This is a genomic window from Enterobacter sp. BNK-34 (assembly GCF_048684445.1).
Taxonomy (GTDB): Bacteria; Pseudomonadota; Gammaproteobacteria; order Enterobacterales; family Enterobacteriaceae; genus Enterobacter; species Enterobacter pseudoroggenkampii.
In genome coordinates this window covers 2,622,688-2,637,325 of the sequence record NZ_JBLQUA010000001.1, presented here as the reverse complement: position 1 = coordinate 2,637,325, position 14,638 = coordinate 2,622,688, and the positions used below count along the sequence as shown (strand labels likewise).

General features: G+C 58.9%; 16 protein-coding genes and 1 riboswitch. Of the genes, 8 read left to right on the top strand and 8 right to left on the bottom strand.

The window, feature by feature from the left end:
- Window positions 1-44: 44 nt before the first annotated feature.
- Complete coding sequence (gene rhlE / locus ACMGG5_RS12890; protein ID WP_208763640.1) at window positions 45-1,430, bottom strand: ATP-dependent RNA helicase RhlE; 1,386 nt, start codon at window positions 1,428-1,430, stop codon at window positions 45-47.
- Window positions 1,431-1,635: 205 nt separating this feature from the next.
- Between rhlE and cecR the strand changes: the two genes are divergently transcribed.
- The 5 genes from cecR to ACMGG5_RS12865 are packed head-to-tail and all read left to right on the top strand — an operon-like array spanning window position 1,636 to window position 7,276.
- Window positions 1,636-2,313 carry a transcriptional regulator CecR gene (gene cecR / locus ACMGG5_RS12885; protein WP_148769793.1) on the top strand — a complete coding sequence of 226 codons (678 nt, stop codon included), beginning with the start codon at window positions 1,636-1,638 and terminating at the stop codon, window positions 2,311-2,313.
- Entirely contained in the window at window positions 2,310-3,305 is a 996-nt protein-coding gene (hlyD, locus tag ACMGG5_RS12880) for a secretion protein HlyD (protein ID WP_024908726.1), read from the top strand. The genes cecR and hlyD overlap by 4 nt, the downstream gene beginning before the upstream one ends.
- Entirely contained in the window at window positions 3,298-5,037 is a 1,740-nt protein-coding gene (locus ACMGG5_RS12875; protein WP_267214526.1) for an ATP-binding cassette domain-containing protein, read from the top strand. Before hlyD ends, ACMGG5_RS12875 begins: the two co-directional genes overlap by 8 nt.
- Window positions 5,027-6,160, top strand: a complete 1,134-nt coding sequence (locus tag ACMGG5_RS12870) for an ABC transporter permease (protein WP_267214525.1) — start codon at window positions 5,027-5,029, stop codon at window positions 6,158-6,160. Before ACMGG5_RS12875 ends, ACMGG5_RS12870 begins: the two co-directional genes overlap by 11 nt.
- A 9-nt stretch (window positions 6,161-6,169) precedes the next feature.
- Window positions 6,170-7,276, top strand: a complete 1,107-nt coding sequence (locus tag ACMGG5_RS12865; RefSeq protein WP_267214524.1) for an ABC transporter permease — start codon at window positions 6,170-6,172, stop codon at window positions 7,274-7,276.
- On the opposite strand, the gene ACMGG5_RS12860 is transcribed toward ACMGG5_RS12865, so the two are convergent.
- Window positions 7,238-7,648, bottom strand: coding sequence for a YbhQ family protein (locus tag ACMGG5_RS12860; protein WP_032649440.1), 411 nt, complete (start codon window positions 7,646-7,648; stop codon window positions 7,238-7,240). The genes ACMGG5_RS12865 and ACMGG5_RS12860 overlap by 39 nt on opposite strands.
- A 133-nt stretch (window positions 7,649-7,781) precedes the next feature.
- Between ACMGG5_RS12860 and ACMGG5_RS12855 the strand changes: the two genes are divergently transcribed.
- From ACMGG5_RS12855 to ACMGG5_RS12845, 3 genes are read left to right on the top strand one after another with little or no spacing between them, the layout of a single operon-like run.
- Window positions 7,782-8,543, top strand: a complete 762-nt coding sequence (locus ACMGG5_RS12855) for an endonuclease/exonuclease/phosphatase family protein (RefSeq protein ID WP_048991525.1) — start codon at window positions 7,782-7,784, stop codon at window positions 8,541-8,543.
- The gene (clsB, locus tag ACMGG5_RS12850; protein WP_048991526.1) at window positions 8,540-9,778 is read left to right on the top strand and encodes a cardiolipin synthase ClsB; all 1,239 of its coding nucleotides are present in this window, start codon (window positions 8,540-8,542) and stop codon (window positions 9,776-9,778) included. Before ACMGG5_RS12855 ends, clsB begins: the two co-directional genes overlap by 4 nt.
- Window positions 9,778-10,740 (top strand): lysylphosphatidylglycerol synthase domain-containing protein, encoded by a 963-nt coding sequence (locus ACMGG5_RS12845; protein ID WP_048991527.1) that lies wholly within the window; start codon window positions 9,778-9,780, stop codon window positions 10,738-10,740. Before clsB ends, ACMGG5_RS12845 begins: the two co-directional genes overlap by 1 nt.
- Before the next feature lie 89 nt (window positions 10,741-10,829).
- Here the strand turns inward: ACMGG5_RS12845 and ACMGG5_RS12840 are convergent, their stop codons facing one another.
- The 6 genes from ACMGG5_RS12840 to moaA all read right to left on the bottom strand — a co-directional run bounded on the left by ACMGG5_RS12840 (window position 10,830) and on the right by moaA (window position 14,309).
- Complete coding sequence (locus ACMGG5_RS12840; protein ID WP_024908758.1) at window positions 10,830-11,537, bottom strand: Bax inhibitor-1 family protein; 708 nt, start codon at window positions 11,535-11,537, stop codon at window positions 10,830-10,832.
- Between the two features lie 64 nt (window positions 11,538-11,601).
- Window positions 11,602-12,054 (bottom strand): molybdopterin synthase catalytic subunit MoaE, encoded by a 453-nt coding sequence (moaE, locus tag ACMGG5_RS12835; RefSeq protein WP_148769799.1) that lies wholly within the window; start codon window positions 12,052-12,054, stop codon window positions 11,602-11,604.
- Between the two features lies 1 nt (window position 12,055).
- The gene (gene moaD / locus ACMGG5_RS12830) at window positions 12,056-12,301 is read right to left on the bottom strand and encodes a molybdopterin synthase sulfur carrier subunit (RefSeq protein WP_032649449.1); all 246 of its coding nucleotides are present in this window, start codon (window positions 12,299-12,301) and stop codon (window positions 12,056-12,058) included.
- Entirely contained in the window at window positions 12,294-12,779 is a 486-nt protein-coding gene (gene moaC, locus ACMGG5_RS12825; RefSeq protein ID WP_023292962.1) for a cyclic pyranopterin monophosphate synthase MoaC, read from the bottom strand. Before moaC ends, moaD begins: the two co-directional genes overlap by 8 nt.
- Window positions 12,780-12,782: 3 nt before the next feature.
- Window positions 12,783-13,295 carry a molybdenum cofactor biosynthesis protein B gene (gene moaB, locus ACMGG5_RS12820; protein ID WP_024908761.1) on the bottom strand — a complete coding sequence of 171 codons (513 nt, stop codon included), beginning with the start codon at window positions 13,293-13,295 and terminating at the stop codon, window positions 12,783-12,785.
- Window positions 13,296-13,319: 24 nt separating this feature from the next.
- On the bottom strand, window positions 13,320-14,309 hold the full coding sequence (gene moaA / locus ACMGG5_RS12815; RefSeq protein ID WP_032645389.1) for a GTP 3',8-cyclase MoaA: 990 nt from the start codon (window positions 14,307-14,309) through the stop codon (window positions 13,320-13,322).
- A riboswitch (molybdenum cofactor riboswitch) is annotated at window positions 14,297-14,430 on the bottom strand. It overlaps the preceding gene by 13 nt.
- Window positions 14,431-14,638 lie beyond the last annotated feature (208 nt).

The following is a 14,638-nucleotide window of genomic DNA, read 5'->3' as shown; positions in this document are numbered from 1 at the left end:
CTGCCGCAAAAAGAAAAGCCCGGCTTTACGACCGGGCTTCCAGATTACTGCGGGTTAGCGGGTTTACGCGGGCGGCGTCGACGCTGCCCTTCCCCTGCCGGTTTCCCTTCGCCGCTGCGCCACGGGTTTTCACCCGCCGGTTTGCTGTCGCTGTTACGACGCGGCGGTTTGCCGGATGATTTCGGTGCACCGCCTTCTGCTCGACGCGGCTGCTGACCGCGACCGCCGCCACCCTGGCCACGTCCACCACCGCCCTGACGACCGTTCTGAATCGGCTCGGCTTTGATTGACGGATCCACTTCGTAGCCCGGGGTTTCGATGCGCGGGATCTCTTTCTTCAGCAGACGTTCGATGTCGCGCAGCAGCTTGTGCTCGTCCACGCAGACCAGCGAAAGCGCTTCACCGGTTGCCGCCGCACGGCCGGTACGGCCGATACGGTGAACGTAATCTTCCGGGACGTTTGGCAGCTCGTAGTTCACCACGTGTGGCAGCTCTTCAATATCGAGGCCACGGGCGGCGATGTCGGTCGCCACCAGCACGCGGATGTCGCCGGATTTAAAGTCCGCCAGCGCACGGGTACGCGCGCCCTGGCTCTTGTTACCGTGAATGGCGGCGCTGCGGATGCCGTCTTTATTCAGCTGTTCCGCCAGGTGGTTGGCGCCGTGCTTGGTGCGGGTAAAGACCAGCACCTGCTGCCAGTTACCCTGACCGATCATCTGGGAGAGCAGTTCGCGCTTGCGCTTTTTATCAACAAAGTGAACGTGCTGGGTCACCTGCTCAGAGGCGGTGTTGCGACGCGCCACTTCCACTTCCAGCGGGTTATGCAGCAGCTTTTCCGCCAGCGCCTTGATCTCGTCGGAGAAGGTCGCGGAGAAGAGCAGGTTCTGACGACGCGGCGGCAGCTTGGCCAGCACGCGGCGAATATCGTGAATAAAGCCCATGTCGAGCATGCGGTCGGCTTCGTCCAGCACCAGAATTTCAATGCTATCGAGCTTCACCGCGTTCTGGTGTTCCAGATCCAGCAGACGACCCGGCGTTGCCACCAGCACGTCCACGCCGCCGCGCAGCTTCATCATCTGCGGGTTGATGCTGACGCCGCCGAACACCACCAGCGAGCGAATGTTGAGATAGCGGCTATAGTCACGCACGTTCTCGCCAATCTGCGCCGCCAGCTCGCGAGTTGGGGTGAGGATCAGCGCTCGAACCGGACGGCGGCCTTTGGCGTGCGGCTGGTTTTTTACCAGCAGCTCTAACAGCGGCAGCGTAAAGCCCGCGGTTTTACCGGTGCCGGTCTGGGCGCTGGCCATCAGGTCACGGCCCTGAAGAACGGCAGGAATAGCCTGCTGCTGGATTGGGGTTGGCTCAACGTAGCCCTGCTCTGCGATCGCGCGCAGAATTTCCGGGTTCAGGCCAAGGGAATCAAAAGACATAAAAACTCCGAACCGCCCCGACCATCACAGGTGTAGTTTTCAGGGAGATATAACAATTAGGAGGACAAAAACCACAATGTCGCGAAGGGGCGGAGTGTAGCAGCTTTTGTGACGTGGCGCATAAAATATCCCTCCGCGTTCCCTCGACGTAAGCGTGAATCAGGCATAATCTTAATCAATCGATTGATTAATTTTTAATGCCGCCATGAATACAACACCCACAACAACCAAAGGTGAACAGGCCAAAAACCAGCTTATTGCCGCCGCGCTGGCGCAGTTTGGTGAGTATGGGCTGCATGCGACCACGCGCGATATCGCCGCGCTGGCCGGGCAAAACATTGCGGCGATTACCTACTATTTTGGCTCGAAAGAGGATTTATATCTCGCCTGCGCCGAGTGGATTGCCGATTTTATCGGCACGCAGTTTCACCCTCACGTCGAGGAGGCCACCGCGCTGCTCAGCCAGCCGTCGCCCGATCGCGAGGTCATCCGCCAGCTGATCCTCAATGCCTGCCACAACATGATCCGCGTGCTGACCCACGACGATACGCTCAACCTGAGCAAGTTTATCTCCCGCGAGCAGCTCTCCCCCACTGCCGCCTATCAGCGGGTACACGATCGGGTCATTGCCCCGATGCATACCCACCTGACCCGGCTGATCGCCGCCTATACCGGGCGGGATGCCAACGATACCGCGACAATTTTGCATACCCACGCCCTGCTGGGTGAAATCCTTGCCTTCCGTCTGGGCCGGGAAACCATCCTGTTACGCACCGGGTGGACACAATTTGATGAGGATAAAGCCGCGCAGATCGGTGAGGTGATCGCCTGTCATCTCGATCTGATCCTGCAAGGCTTAACGCAAAGGAGCCTGAAGTCATGAAAAAACCTGTCGCCATCATTCTGGTGGTTGTTGTTTTGCTTGCCGCCGGAGTCGGTGGATGGCTGTGGTACCAGAGCCATCAGGATAAAGGCCTGACGCTGTACGGTAACGTGGATATTCGCACGGTGAACATGAGCTTCCGCGTCGGCGGACGTCTCGCCGCGCTGAGCGTTGACGAAGGCGATGCCATTAAAACCGGGCAGACGCTGGGGATGCTGGACAAAGCGCCCTATGAAAATGCGCTGCTGCAGGCCAAGGCGGGCGTGTCCGTAGCCCAGGCACAATATGACCTGATGCTGGCAGGCTATCGCGACGAAGAGATCGCCCAGGCCGCCGCCGCCGTTAAACAGGCGCAGGCCGCCTATGACTACGCGCAGAATTTCTACGCCCGTCAGCAGGGGCTGTGGAAAAGCCGCACCATTTCCGCTAACGATCTGGAAAATGCGCGTTCGTCCCGCGACCAGGCGCAGGCAACGCTGAAATCCGCGCAGGATAAATTAAGCCAATACCACACCGGTAACCGCCCGCAGGATATCGCCCAGGCGAAAGCCAGCCTTGAACAGGCGCAGGCGCAGCTGGCCCAGGCGGAGCTGGATCTGCACGACACCACGCTCATCGCACCGTCTGACGGCACGCTGATGACCCGCGCCGTGGAGCCGGGCAGCATGCTCAGCGCGGGCAGCACCGTGTTAACCCTCTCCCTGACCCGCCCGGTCTGGGTACGCGCCTACATTGATGAGCCCAACCTCGGCCAGATGCAGCCGGGCCGCGAGCTGCTGCTCTATACCGACGGTCGCCCGGACAAGCCGTATCACGGCAAGGTGGGCTTTGTCTCCCCTACCGCCGAATTCACACCGAAAACAGTAGAAACGCCGGACCTGCGTACCGACCTGGTGTATCGCCTGCGCATCATCGTGACTGATGCGGATGACGCCCTGCGCCAGGGCATGCCCGTCACCGTAAAAGTGAACAGCGGGGAACGACATGAATGATACGGTTATCCAGCTCAACAATCTGGTCAAACGCTTCGCAGGGATGGACAAACCGGCGGTCGCGCCGCTGAACTGCACCATCCAGAAAGGCTATGTCACCGGCCTGGTCGGCCCGGACGGTGCGGGAAAGACCACGCTGATGCGCATGCTGGCGGGGCTGCTGAAGCCGGATAAAGGATCGGCCAGCGTGCTGGGCCTTGACCCGATAAAAGATGACGGCGCGCTCCACGCCATGCTCGGCTATATGCCGCAGAAGTTTGGCCTGTATGAAGACCTGACGGTGATGGAAAACCTGAACCTGTACGCCGACCTGCGCAGCGTTACCGGCGAAGCCCGACAGAAGACCTTCGCCCGCCTGCTGGAATTTACCTCCCTCGGCCCGTTCACCGACCGGCTGGCGGGCAAGCTTTCCGGTGGGATGAAGCAGAAGCTGGGTCTGGCCTGCACGCTGGTGGGCGAGCCAAAAGTGCTGCTGCTGGACGAGCCCGGCGTGGGCGTCGACCCGATATCGCGCCGCGAGCTGTGGCAGATGGTGCACGAGCTGGCGGGCGACGGGATGCTGATCCTCTGGAGCACCTCCTACCTCGATGAAGCGGAACAGTGCCGGGACGTGCTGCTGATGAACGAAGGCGAACTGCTTTATCAGGGCGAGCCGACGACGCTGACGCAGAGCATGGCCGGGCGCAGCTTCCTGCTGCACAGCCCGCAGGCGTCCAACCGCTCGCTGCTACAGCGGGTGCTCAAGCTGCCACAGGTCAGCGACGGAATGATTCAGGGCCGCTCGGTGCGGGTAATCCTCAAAAAAGAGGCCACCGTCGACGATATTCGCCATGCGCCCGGCATGCCTGAGATCGACATGGAAGAGACGGCGCCGCGCTTCGAAGATGCGTTTATCGACCTGCTGGGCGGCGCGGGGACGTCCGAGTCGCCGCTTGGCGCAATCCTGCACACGGTGGACGGCACGCCGGGCGAAACGGTGATCGAAGCCAAATCCCTCACCAAAAAGTTCGGGGATTTCGCCGCCACCGATAACGTCAATTTCGCGGTAAAACGCGGCGAGATTTTTGGCCTGCTTGGACCGAACGGCGCGGGAAAATCGACCACCTTTAAGATGATGTGCGGCCTGCTGGTGCCGACGTCCGGCAAAGCGCTGGTGCTGGATATGGATCTGAAGGTCAGCTCCGGCAAGGCGCGCCAGCATCTGGGCTATATGGCGCAGAAGTTCTCGCTGTATGGCAACCTGACGGTCGAGCAGAATCTGCGCTTTTTCTCCGGCGTGTACGGCCTGCGCGGACGGGCGCAGAACGAGAAGATCCGCCGCATGAGCGACGCCTTCGGGTTAACGACGATTGCTTCCCACGCCACCGACGAACTGCCGCTCGGCTTTAAGCAGCGGCTGGCGCTGGCCTGCTCGCTGATGCACGAGCCGGATATTCTGTTTCTGGATGAGCCGACCTCCGGCGTTGATCCCCTCACCCGCCGCGAGTTCTGGCTGCATATCAACAGCATGGTGGAAAAAGGGGTGACCGTGATGGTGACCACCCACTTCATGGACGAGGCGGAGTACTGCGATCGCATCGGGCTGGTGTATCGCGGCAAGCTGATTGCCCACGGTACACCGGACGACCTGAAAAACCAGGCCGCCGACGAGGAGGTCCCGGACCCGACCATGGAGCAGGCGTTTATCACCCTCATCCACGACTGGGATAAGGAGAATGCCCATGCGCAGTAACGCCCTTTCCTGGCGCCGGGTGCGCGCGCTGTGCGTTAAAGAGACGCGGCAGATCGTGCGCGATCCCAGCAGCTGGCTGATTGCGGTGGTGATCCCCCTGCTGCTGCTGTTTATCTTTGGCTACGGCATTAACCTGGACTCCAGCAAGCTGCGGGTCGGGATTTTGCTGGAGCAGCAGAGCGAGGAGGCGCTGGACTTCACCCACGCCATGACCGGCTCGCCCTACATTGACGCCACCATCAGCGACAGCCGTCAGGAACTGATCCAGAAGATGCAGGCCGGGAAAATTCGCGGTCTGATCGTCATTCCGGTGGATTTTGCCGCCAATATGGCGCGGGCGAATACCGATGCGCCGATCCAGGTGATCACCGACGGCAGCGAGCCGAACACCGCGAACTTCGTGCAGGGCTACGCGGAGGGGATCTGGCAGCTCTGGCAGATGCAGCGGGCGGAAGATCGGGGTGAAGAATTTAAACCACTCATCGACGTGCAGACGCGCTACTGGTTTAACCCCGCCGCCATCAGCCAGCATTTTATTATTCCGGGTGCGGTGACCATCATCATGACGGTCATTGGCGCGATTCTGACCTCGCTGGTGATCGCCCGCGAGTGGGAGCGCGGCACCATGGAGGCGCTGCTTTCAACCGAAGTGACGCGCGTCGAGCTGCTGCTGTGTAAGCTTATTCCCTACTACTTCCTCGGTATGCTGGCGATGCTGCTCTGCATGCTGGTTTCCGTCTTTATCCTCGGCGTGCCGTATCGCGGATCGCTGGTGGTGCTGTTCTTTATCACCAGCCTGTTTTTACTCAGCACGCTGGGGATGGGGCTACTCATCTCCACCATCACCCGCAACCAGTTTAACGCGGCCCAGGTGGCCCTCAACGCCGCCTTTTTGCCGTCGATTATGCTGTCCGGCTTTATCTTCCAGATAGACAGCATGCCTGCCGTGATCCGCGCCGTGACCTACGTGATTCCGGCGCGCTACTTTGTGAGCACGCTGCAGAGCCTGTTCCTGGCAGGGAATATTCCGGTGGTGCTGATCGTCAACACGCTGTTTTTACTGGCGTCTGCGGCGATGTTTATCGGGTTAACGTGGATGAAAACCAAACGGCGGTTAGATTAAGGAGCGCGCATGTTTCACCGTTTATGGACATTAATACGCAAAGAGCTGCAATCCCTGCTGCGCGAGCCGCAAACCCGCGCCATTCTGGTGTTGCCGGTGCTGATCCAGGTTTTACTGTTCCCGTTTGCCGCCACGCTGGAGGTGACCAACGCCACCATCGCCATTTACAACGAAGACAACGGCAAACACGCTGTTGAGCTGACGCAGCGTTTTGCCCGCGCGAAAGCCTTTACCCACATCCTGCTGCTAAAAAGCCCGCAGGAGATCCAGCCCACTATCGACACGCAAAAAGCGCTGCTGCTGGTACGGTTCCCGGCGGATTTCTCCCGCAATCTGGATACCTTCCAGACCGCGCCGATGCAGCTGATCCTCGACGGACGTAACTCCAACAGCGCCCAGATAGCGGCCAACTATCTGCAGCAGGTGGTGAAGGATTACCAGCAGGAGCTGATGGACGGCAAACCGAAGCCTAACAACAGCGAACTGGTGGTGCGCAACTGGTACAACCCGAATCTGGACTACAAGTGGTTTGTGGTGCCGTCGCTGATCGCCATGATCACCACCATCGGGGTGATGATCGTCACTTCCCTCTCCGTCGCCCGCGAGCGCGAACAGGGCACGCTGGATCAGCTGCTGGTCTCCCCGCTTGCTACCTGGCAGATTTTCGTCGGCAAAGCGGTTCCGGCGCTGATCGTCGCGACCTTCCAGGCCACCATCGTGCTGGGCGTGGGAATATTTGCTTATCAGATCCCGTTCGCCGGTTCGCTGGCACTGTTTTACTTCACGATGGTGATTTACGGGCTGTCGCTGGTGGGGTTCGGGCTGTTGATCTCGGCGCTCTGCTCGACGCAGCAGCAGGCGTTTATCGGGGTATTCGTCTTTATGATGCCCGCGATTTTGCTCTCGGGGTATGTTTCGCCCGTCGAGAATATGCCGGTATGGCTACAGGATCTAACGTGGGTAAATCCGATTCGGCACTTTACGGACATCACCAAACAAATCTATCTGAAGGATGCGAGTCTGGATATTGTCTGGGGAAGTTTGTGGCCGCTACTGGTGATTGCGGCCACGACGGGCTCAGTGGCGTACGCGATGTTTAGACGCAACATTGCGTAGCTTTTTCTCTTTGGTCAGCAATGAGACGACCGCAGGCCCTGCGAGGATAGCCATACCCGCCAGGGCCAGCAGCAGGTTGTTTTGCAGCACGCGTGACAGCAGCCACAGGACGATCATCGCCGCACCAAAATACCAGGTGGTGGTGAGCTCTTCGAGCACATCACCCACCTCGCGCCAGCGTGCTTCATGGTGGCGCTGTAAGAACAGCATCGACAGCACGGTGACGCCGTAAAGGACGCATAGCCCCAGGCCAACATGCACCAGCGTGCCGCTCATCCAGCCCATCACCAGTACGGCCACGACCAGTAAATGCAACATTATCTGCCAGCAACTCAGGCCAGTTGCGACACGAACACGTTGTTGCCACTTCATGGCTTCTCTCCTGAAGGATTTTTCTCTGCTTAATCAGACTACCGCACTTTACGGAAAATTCCGTAACGCCGCATCTTTTTGTGACGCCGACTACACTTTATTTTCATTGGGATAGTCACTCAGGAAGGAGCTTATGACGAAAAAAATGCAGCCTTTCTCGCTTAAAGTGCTGACGATAAACATTCATAAAGGCTTCACAGCATTTAATCGCCGCTTCATTTTACCGGAGCTGCGCGACGCGGTTCGCACCGTCAGCGCGGATATTGTCTGCCTGCAGGAGGTGATGGGCGCACACGAAGTGCATCCGCTTCACTTTGAGAACTGGCCCGACACGCCGCACTATGAATTTCTGGCCGACACCATGTGGAGTGATTACGCCTACGGCCGCAATGCGGTCTATCCGGAAGGGCATCACGGCAACGCGGTGCTGTCCCGTTATCCCATAGAACATTACGAAAACCGCGACGTTTCCGTCGGGGAGAGCGAAAAACGCGGCCTGCTATACTGCCGCGTTACCCCGCCCGATCTTGAACTGCCCATCCATGTCGGCTGTGTTCATCTGGGCCTGCGCGAAGCCCATCGTCAGGCGCAGCTGAAAATGCTGGCCGAATGGGCCAACGCGCTTCCCGAAGGTGAACCGGTGGTAGTGGCTGGCGATTTCAACGACTGGCGACAGCGGGCAAACCATCCGTTAAAGGTAGAGGCCGGACTGGAGGAAATTTTCACCCGGGCGAACGGCAGGCCTGCGCGCACCTTTCCGGTCCGTTTCCCGCTGCTGCGGCTTGACCGCATCTACGTAAAAAATGCCCATGCCAGCAGCCCGACCGCCCTGGCGCTCCTCAACTGGCGGCATCTTTCCGACCATGCCCCGCTCAGCGCGGAGATCCACCTATGAAATGTTCCTGGCAGGAAGGCAACCGGATCACGCTGTTGGTCAACGGGGACGAGTATTACCCGGCCGTGTTTAAGGCGATTGATCACGCTCAGCAGAAGGTGATCCTCGAAACCTTTATCTGGTTCGAAGACAACGTTGGCAAGCAGCTGCACAGCGTGCTGCTGCGCGCCGCCCAGCGCGGGGTGAAAATTGAAGTGCTGCTGGATGGCTACGGCTCGCCGGACCTCAGCGATGCATTCGTCAATGAACTGACCGCCGCGGGGGTGGTGTTCCGCTACTACGATCCCGGCCCTCGCCTGTTCGGTATGCGTACCAACCTTTTCCGCCGGATGCATCGCAAAATTGTGGTGGTGGATGAGACGGTGGCGTTTGTCGGCGGCATTAACTACTCCGCTGAGCATATGTCCGACTACGGCCCGGAAGCGAAGCAGGATTACGCGATTCGCATTGAAGGCCCGGTGGTGCAGGACATCTTGCTGTTTGAGCTGGAGAACCTGCCGGGGAAAGAGGCCGTTCGCCGCTGGTGGAAACGCCGTCATCGCCCGGAAGAGAATCGGAAGCCCGGCGAAGCGCAGGCGCTTTTCGTCTGGCGCGACAACGGCGAGCACCGGGACGATATTGAACGTCATTATCTCAAGATGCTGGCCAACGCGAAGCGTGAAGTGATCATCGCTAACGCCTACTTTTTCCCGGGCTATCGTCTGCTGCATGCCATGCGCAATGCCGCCCGACGCGGCGTGCGCGTGAAGCTGATTGTGCAGGGCGAGCCGGACATGCCGATCGTCAAAGTCGGGGCACGGCTGCTGTATAACTATCTGGTGAAGGGCGGCGTCCAGATCTACGAATATCGCCGCCGACCGCTGCACGGCAAAGTCGCGCTGATGGACGATCACTGGGCCACCGTGGGCTCCAGCAACCTCGATCCGCTGAGCTTATCGCTCAACCTTGAAGCCAACCTGATCATTCACGATCGCCAGTTTAATCAGACCTTGCGGGATAACCTGCAGGCGTTGATCGTTAACGACTGCGTGCGCGTGGATGAGTCCATGGTTCCCAAACGCACCTGGTGGAACCTGGGCATCAGCGTGGTGGTGTTCCACTTTCTGCGGCATTTCCCGGCGATGGTCGGCTGGCTGCCGGCGCATACGCCGAAGCTGGCGCAGGTGGACCCGCCGGTACAACCCGAAATGGAAACCCAGGACCGCATAGAAGCGGAAGACGGAGGCAAACCCTGATGTCGAAATCGCATCCACGCTGGCGGCTGGCAAAAAAGATCCTCACCTGGCTGTTTTTTATTGCGGTCGCGGTTCTGCTGGTGGTCTACGCGCAGAAAGTTGACTGGGAAGAGGTGTGGAAGGTCATCCGCAACTATAACCGGATGGTGCTGCTGGGCGCTGTGGGGCTGGTTATCGTGAGCTACCTGATGTACGGCTGCTATGACCTGCTGGGCCGCGCTTACTGCGGCCACAAGCTGGCCAAACGTCAGGTAATGCTGGTGTCGTTTATCTGCTACGCCTTTAACCTGACGCTGAGTACCTGGGTCGGCGGCATTGGCATGCGCTATCGCCTTTATTCGCGCCTTGGCCTGCCGGGCGGAACCATCACGCGCATTTTCTCGTTAAGCATCACCACTAACTGGCTGGGCTATATTCTGCTCGGCGGGGTGATCTTCACCATCGGCGTGGTGCAGTTGCCCGCGCACTGGTATATCGATGAGGCTACGCTGCGCATTCTGGGCATCGTACTGCTGCTGATTATCGCCGTTTATCTCTGGGCCTGCGCCTTTGCCAGACGCCGTCATATGACCATTAAAGGGCAAAAGCTGGTCCTGCCCTCGTGGAAGTTTGCGGTGCTGCAGATGGCGGTTTCCAGCGCTAACTGGATGGCGATGGGAGCCATCATCTGGCTGCTGATTGGCGAGGACGTAAACTACTTCTTCGTGCTGGGCGTGCTGCTGGTGAGCAGTATTGCGGGCGTGATTGTGCATATTCCGGCGGGGATCGGCGTGCTGGAGGCGGTGTTTATTGCCCTGCTGGCCGGGGAGCATGTTTCTCAGGGAACGATTATCGCCGCCCTGCTGGCGTACCGCATGCTGTATTACTTCCTGCCGCTGGCGCTGGCAACGATCTGCTATCTGGTGCTGGAAAGTCGGGCGAAAAAGCTGCGGGCGAAGAATGAGAGGATGCTAGCGAAGTGAATAAGTCGGGTGGCGGCTTCGCCTTACCCGACCTACGGTTCGCGCTTCGTAGGCCGGGTAAGGCGAAGCCGCCACCCGGCAAAGCAACCTTAACGACGGTTGCCGAAAATACGCAGCAGCATCAGGAACAGGTTGATGAAGTCCAGATATAGCGTCAGGGCGCCCAGGATCGCGTATTTGCGCAGGTTCGAGCTGTCGCGCACGTCAATCTGCTCGCCGATGTTTTTCAGCTTCTGGGTGTCATACGCCGTCAATCCAACGAAGATCACCACCCCGATGTAGGTCACGGCCCACATCAGCGCTTCGCTCTTCAGCCACAGGTTCACCAGCGACGCCAGCACAATCCCGATCAGCCCCATAAACAGCATGCTGCCGAAGCCGCTCAGATCGCGCTTCGTGGTGTAACCGTACAGGCTCATCGCGCCAAACATCCCGCCGGTGACCACAAAAGTGCTGGCGATGGAGGAGTAGGTGTAGACGATGAAAATACTGGAGAGCGTCAGCCCGGTCAGCGCCGAATAGAGCATAAACAGCGTGGTCGCCATTCCGGCACTCAGCTTTTGCACCAGACCCGAAAGCACAAACACCAGCGCCAGCTGCGCGATAATCAGCCCAAAGAAGGTGATCTTACTGGAGAAGATAAACATCATCAGCTCCGGCGTGTTCGCCGCATACCACGCGATAAACGCGGTAAGCAGCAGGCCAACCGTCATCCAGCCGTACACCTGAGCCATATACGTCTGCAGGCCGCTACGGGTCTGCTGTACTATTGAATCGGAACGCGGAAATCGGTCCATGATTCACTCCTGATTAAGTTTAAGTAGACACACACGTTAAGATTAACACATCCGCGTAAACCGACTACCAACGGCTGGCGGCTTGTTTATCGCTGTCGCGAGATTCTACCCAGCGGTCACCCTCCGGCGTGGCTTCGCGCTTCCAGAACGGCGCCCTGGTTTTGAGGTAATCCATAATGAACTCCCCGGCGGCAAACGCGCTGCCGCGGTGCGCGCTGGTCACCCCGACGAAGACAATCTCCTCGCCGGGCCACATCTCGCCGATGCGGTGAATCACCGTGACGCGGCCGAGCGGCCAGCGGCCCCGCGCCTCGCCAACAATCTCCGCCAGCGACTTCTCCGTCATGCCGGGATAATGCTCCAGCGTCAGCGCCTTCACGCTGTCGCCGAGGTTGTGGTTGCGCACTTTGCCAGTGAAGGTGACAACTGCGCCGTCTTCATCGCGTTCCGCCAGCCAGCTGTATTCGGTCCCCACGTTAAAACGCCCGGGGCTCACCAGAATTCGGGTTTCAGCCATCTTAGCCCCCCGTTACCGGCGGGAAGAAGGCCACTTCATCCCCTTCGGCCAGCGGGTGGGTGAATTCCACCAGCGTCTGGTTAACGGCGGCCAGCAGCTTGCCTTCGTCCAGCGCCAGCGCCCAGCGGTCGCTTTGTGCCGCCAGATGCGCGCGCAGGGCAGCAACGTTTTCAAAAGACGCATCCAGCGTCAGGCTGTCGGTATTCACCAGCTCGCGCACCTGCGCAAAAAAGAGCACCTTAATCATGACTGTCCACCTTAAAATCTCCGGATTTGCCGCCGCTTTTTGCCAGCAGGCGAACCGGGCCAATCACCATATCTTTCTGCACCGCTTTGCACATGTCGTAGATGGTCAGCGCGGCAACGGAGGCCGCCGTCAGCGCTTCCATCTCCACGCCGGTTTTGCCGGTTAAGCGGCAGAGTGACTCAATGCGCACCCGGCTCTGCTCCGGCTGGGCCTGCAGGTTCACCTCCACCTTGCTCAGCATCAGCGGATGGCACAGCGGGATGAGATCCCAGGTGCGCTTGGCGGCCTGAATCCCCGCGATGCGCGCGGTGGCAAAGACATCGCCCTTGTGATGGCTGCCGTCGATAATCATCGCCAGCGTCTCCGGCAGCATGGTGACGAACGCTTCGGCGCGCGCCTCGCGCACCGTTTCCGCTTTGGCGGAGACGTCCACCATATGCGCTTCGCCTGCGGCGTTAATGTGGGTCAGTTGTGACATAGCTTATTTCTTTAAATGGGGATGGAAATTACACGGACGGGTACGGGCATCCAGCTGCGGGGCGATGATGTTTTCCCACGCGGTGCGGCAGGCTTTGGTCGAGCCCGGCATGGCGAAAATCAGGGTTTTGTTAGCCACCCCGGCAACGGCGCGCGACTGCAACGTGGAGGTACCAATCTCTTCAAAGGAGAGCATGCGGAACACCTCGCCGAAGCCTTCCACCTCGCGGTCGAACAGCGGGATAAGCGCTTCGGGGGCCTGATCGCCTGCGGTAAAGCCGGTGCCGCCGGTGATCAGCACCACCTGCACCTCATCGCTGGCGATCCACTGAGAGACCTGCGCGCGAATGGCGTAGCGGTTCTCCTTCACGATCGCTTTATCAACAATGTGATGCCCCGCGTCATGGGCCGCCTCGCGCAGCCAGTGGCCGGAGGTATCATCCTCTTCGCCACGGCGATCGGAAACGGTAAGGATAGCAATGCGTGTCGGGATAAATTCTGCGCTTACCTGACTCATTTTCTGTTTCCTTCTTAAGCCTGATTACCCGCCGATGTAGGACAGGTTCTGAGTAATGCCGGTATTGCCCTGATGCAGGAAGTGGGTCTGTTTTTTATGCGTCAGCGCTTCAGAAATGCGTGCTTCAAGCGCGTCCTGCTGCGCATCGTCTTCCAGCAGATCGCGAAGGTCTACGCCGCCGTCACCAAACAGGCAAAGATGGAGCTTGCCCACGGAGGAGACGCGCAGGCGGTTGCAGCTGGCGCAGAAATCTTTCTCGTAAGGCATGATAAGCCCGATCTCGCCTTCGTAATCCGGGTGGCAGAAGACCTGCGCCGGGCCGTCGCTGCGCTGGCGGATCTGATGGAGCCAGCCGCGTTTTAGCAGCTCGTCGCGCAGCACCATGCCGGAGATGTGATGGCGGCGGAACAGCTCGCTACCCTCGCCGGTTTCCATCAGCTCAATAAAACGCAGCTGAATGGGGCGGGATTTAATCCACGCCAGGAAGGTATCAAGCTGGTGATGGTTTACATCACGCATCAGCACCGTGTTGACTTTGACTTTTTCGAAGCCGGCCGCAAATGCCGCATCGATACCGTCCATGACCTGCTGGAATTTATCCTGGCCGGTAATGGCGTGGAACTGGCGGGCGTCCAGGCTATCGACGCTGACGTTGATCGCCGTCAGCCCCGCATCGCGCCAGGTCGCCACGTCGCGCGCCATGCGGTAACCGTTGGTGGTCACCGCAATCTGGCGGATACGTTCGTTTTCACGTACCGCGGCAATGATGTCGGGGAAATCGCGGCGCAGCGAGGGTTCACCGCCGGTAAGGCGCACTTTTTCGGTGCCGAGCTCAGAGAAGGCGCGCGTGACGCGGCGCACTTCATCCACGGAGAGAAAGCCGTTATTGGTGACGCTGCCCGGTTTGTAGCCATCGGGCAGGCAGTAGGTGCAACGGAAGTTGCACACATCGGTAATCGACAGACGTAAGTAATAAAACTTACGCGCGAAAGCATCAGTAAGTTGTGAAGCCATGTACACCTTTCCAGATCGGGAGGCACAGTCATTTCTTTCTGTACCCTGGTGGCAAATTCGCCACGGCCAGAGCGCCATATCTTTCGACACAGGCGCAAGGGCTAGAGTGTATGTTTTCAATTTTGAAAACGTGGTTAGGGCGATAGTAGCGCGGAAATTCTGACGGCGCCATTATCGCTTTTCGCTATATAATTAAGTATATAGCGAGTCATTCGTCCATTTTCGCTACAGAATACCTAAAAACCGCATTTTCACATTGATATACGTCATTTTGCATCGGGTGAAGCATCGTCTTTTAGGGGTAGTTAGGTTACTGTTACGCGATCGAA

What these genes read in the sequence shown, in the direction of transcription:
- rhlE (WP_208763640.1), bottom strand. Translation starts at nt 1,430, where the DNA reads ATGTCTTTTGATTCCCTTGGCCTGAACCCGGAAATTCTGCGCGCGATC.
- cecR (WP_148769793.1), top strand. Translation starts at nt 1,636, where the DNA reads ATGAATACAACACCCACAACAACCAAAGGTGAACAGGCCAAAAACCAG.
- hlyD (WP_024908726.1), top strand. Translation starts at nt 2,310, where the DNA reads ATGAAAAAACCTGTCGCCATCATTCTGGTGGTTGTTGTTTTGCTTGCC.
- ACMGG5_RS12875 (WP_267214526.1), top strand. Translation starts at nt 3,298, where the DNA reads ATGAATGATACGGTTATCCAGCTCAACAATCTGGTCAAACGCTTCGCA.
- ACMGG5_RS12870 (WP_267214525.1), top strand. Translation starts at nt 5,027, where the DNA reads ATGCGCAGTAACGCCCTTTCCTGGCGCCGGGTGCGCGCGCTGTGCGTT.
- ACMGG5_RS12865 (WP_267214524.1), top strand. Translation starts at nt 6,170, where the DNA reads ATGTTTCACCGTTTATGGACATTAATACGCAAAGAGCTGCAATCCCTG.
- ACMGG5_RS12860 (WP_032649440.1), bottom strand. Translation starts at nt 7,648, where the DNA reads ATGAAGTGGCAACAACGTGTTCGTGTCGCAACTGGCCTGAGTTGCTGG.
- ACMGG5_RS12855 (WP_048991525.1), top strand. Translation starts at nt 7,782, where the DNA reads ATGACGAAAAAAATGCAGCCTTTCTCGCTTAAAGTGCTGACGATAAAC.
- clsB (WP_048991526.1), top strand. Translation starts at nt 8,540, where the DNA reads ATGAAATGTTCCTGGCAGGAAGGCAACCGGATCACGCTGTTGGTCAAC.
- ACMGG5_RS12845 (WP_048991527.1), top strand. Translation starts at nt 9,778, where the DNA reads ATGTCGAAATCGCATCCACGCTGGCGGCTGGCAAAAAAGATCCTCACC.
- ACMGG5_RS12840 (WP_024908758.1), bottom strand. Translation starts at nt 11,537, where the DNA reads ATGGACCGATTTCCGCGTTCCGATTCAATAGTACAGCAGACCCGTAGC.
- moaE (WP_148769799.1), bottom strand. Translation starts at nt 12,054, where the DNA reads ATGGCTGAAACCCGAATTCTGGTGAGCCCCGGGCGTTTTAACGTGGGG.
- moaD (WP_032649449.1), bottom strand. Translation starts at nt 12,301, where the DNA reads ATGATTAAGGTGCTCTTTTTTGCGCAGGTGCGCGAGCTGGTGAATACC.
- moaC (WP_023292962.1), bottom strand. Translation starts at nt 12,779, where the DNA reads ATGTCACAACTGACCCACATTAACGCCGCAGGCGAAGCGCATATGGTG.
- moaB (WP_024908761.1), bottom strand. Translation starts at nt 13,295, where the DNA reads ATGAGTCAGGTAAGCGCAGAATTTATCCCGACACGCATTGCTATCCTT.
- moaA (WP_032645389.1), bottom strand. Translation starts at nt 14,309, where the DNA reads ATGGCTTCACAACTTACTGATGCTTTCGCGCGTAAGTTTTATTACTTA.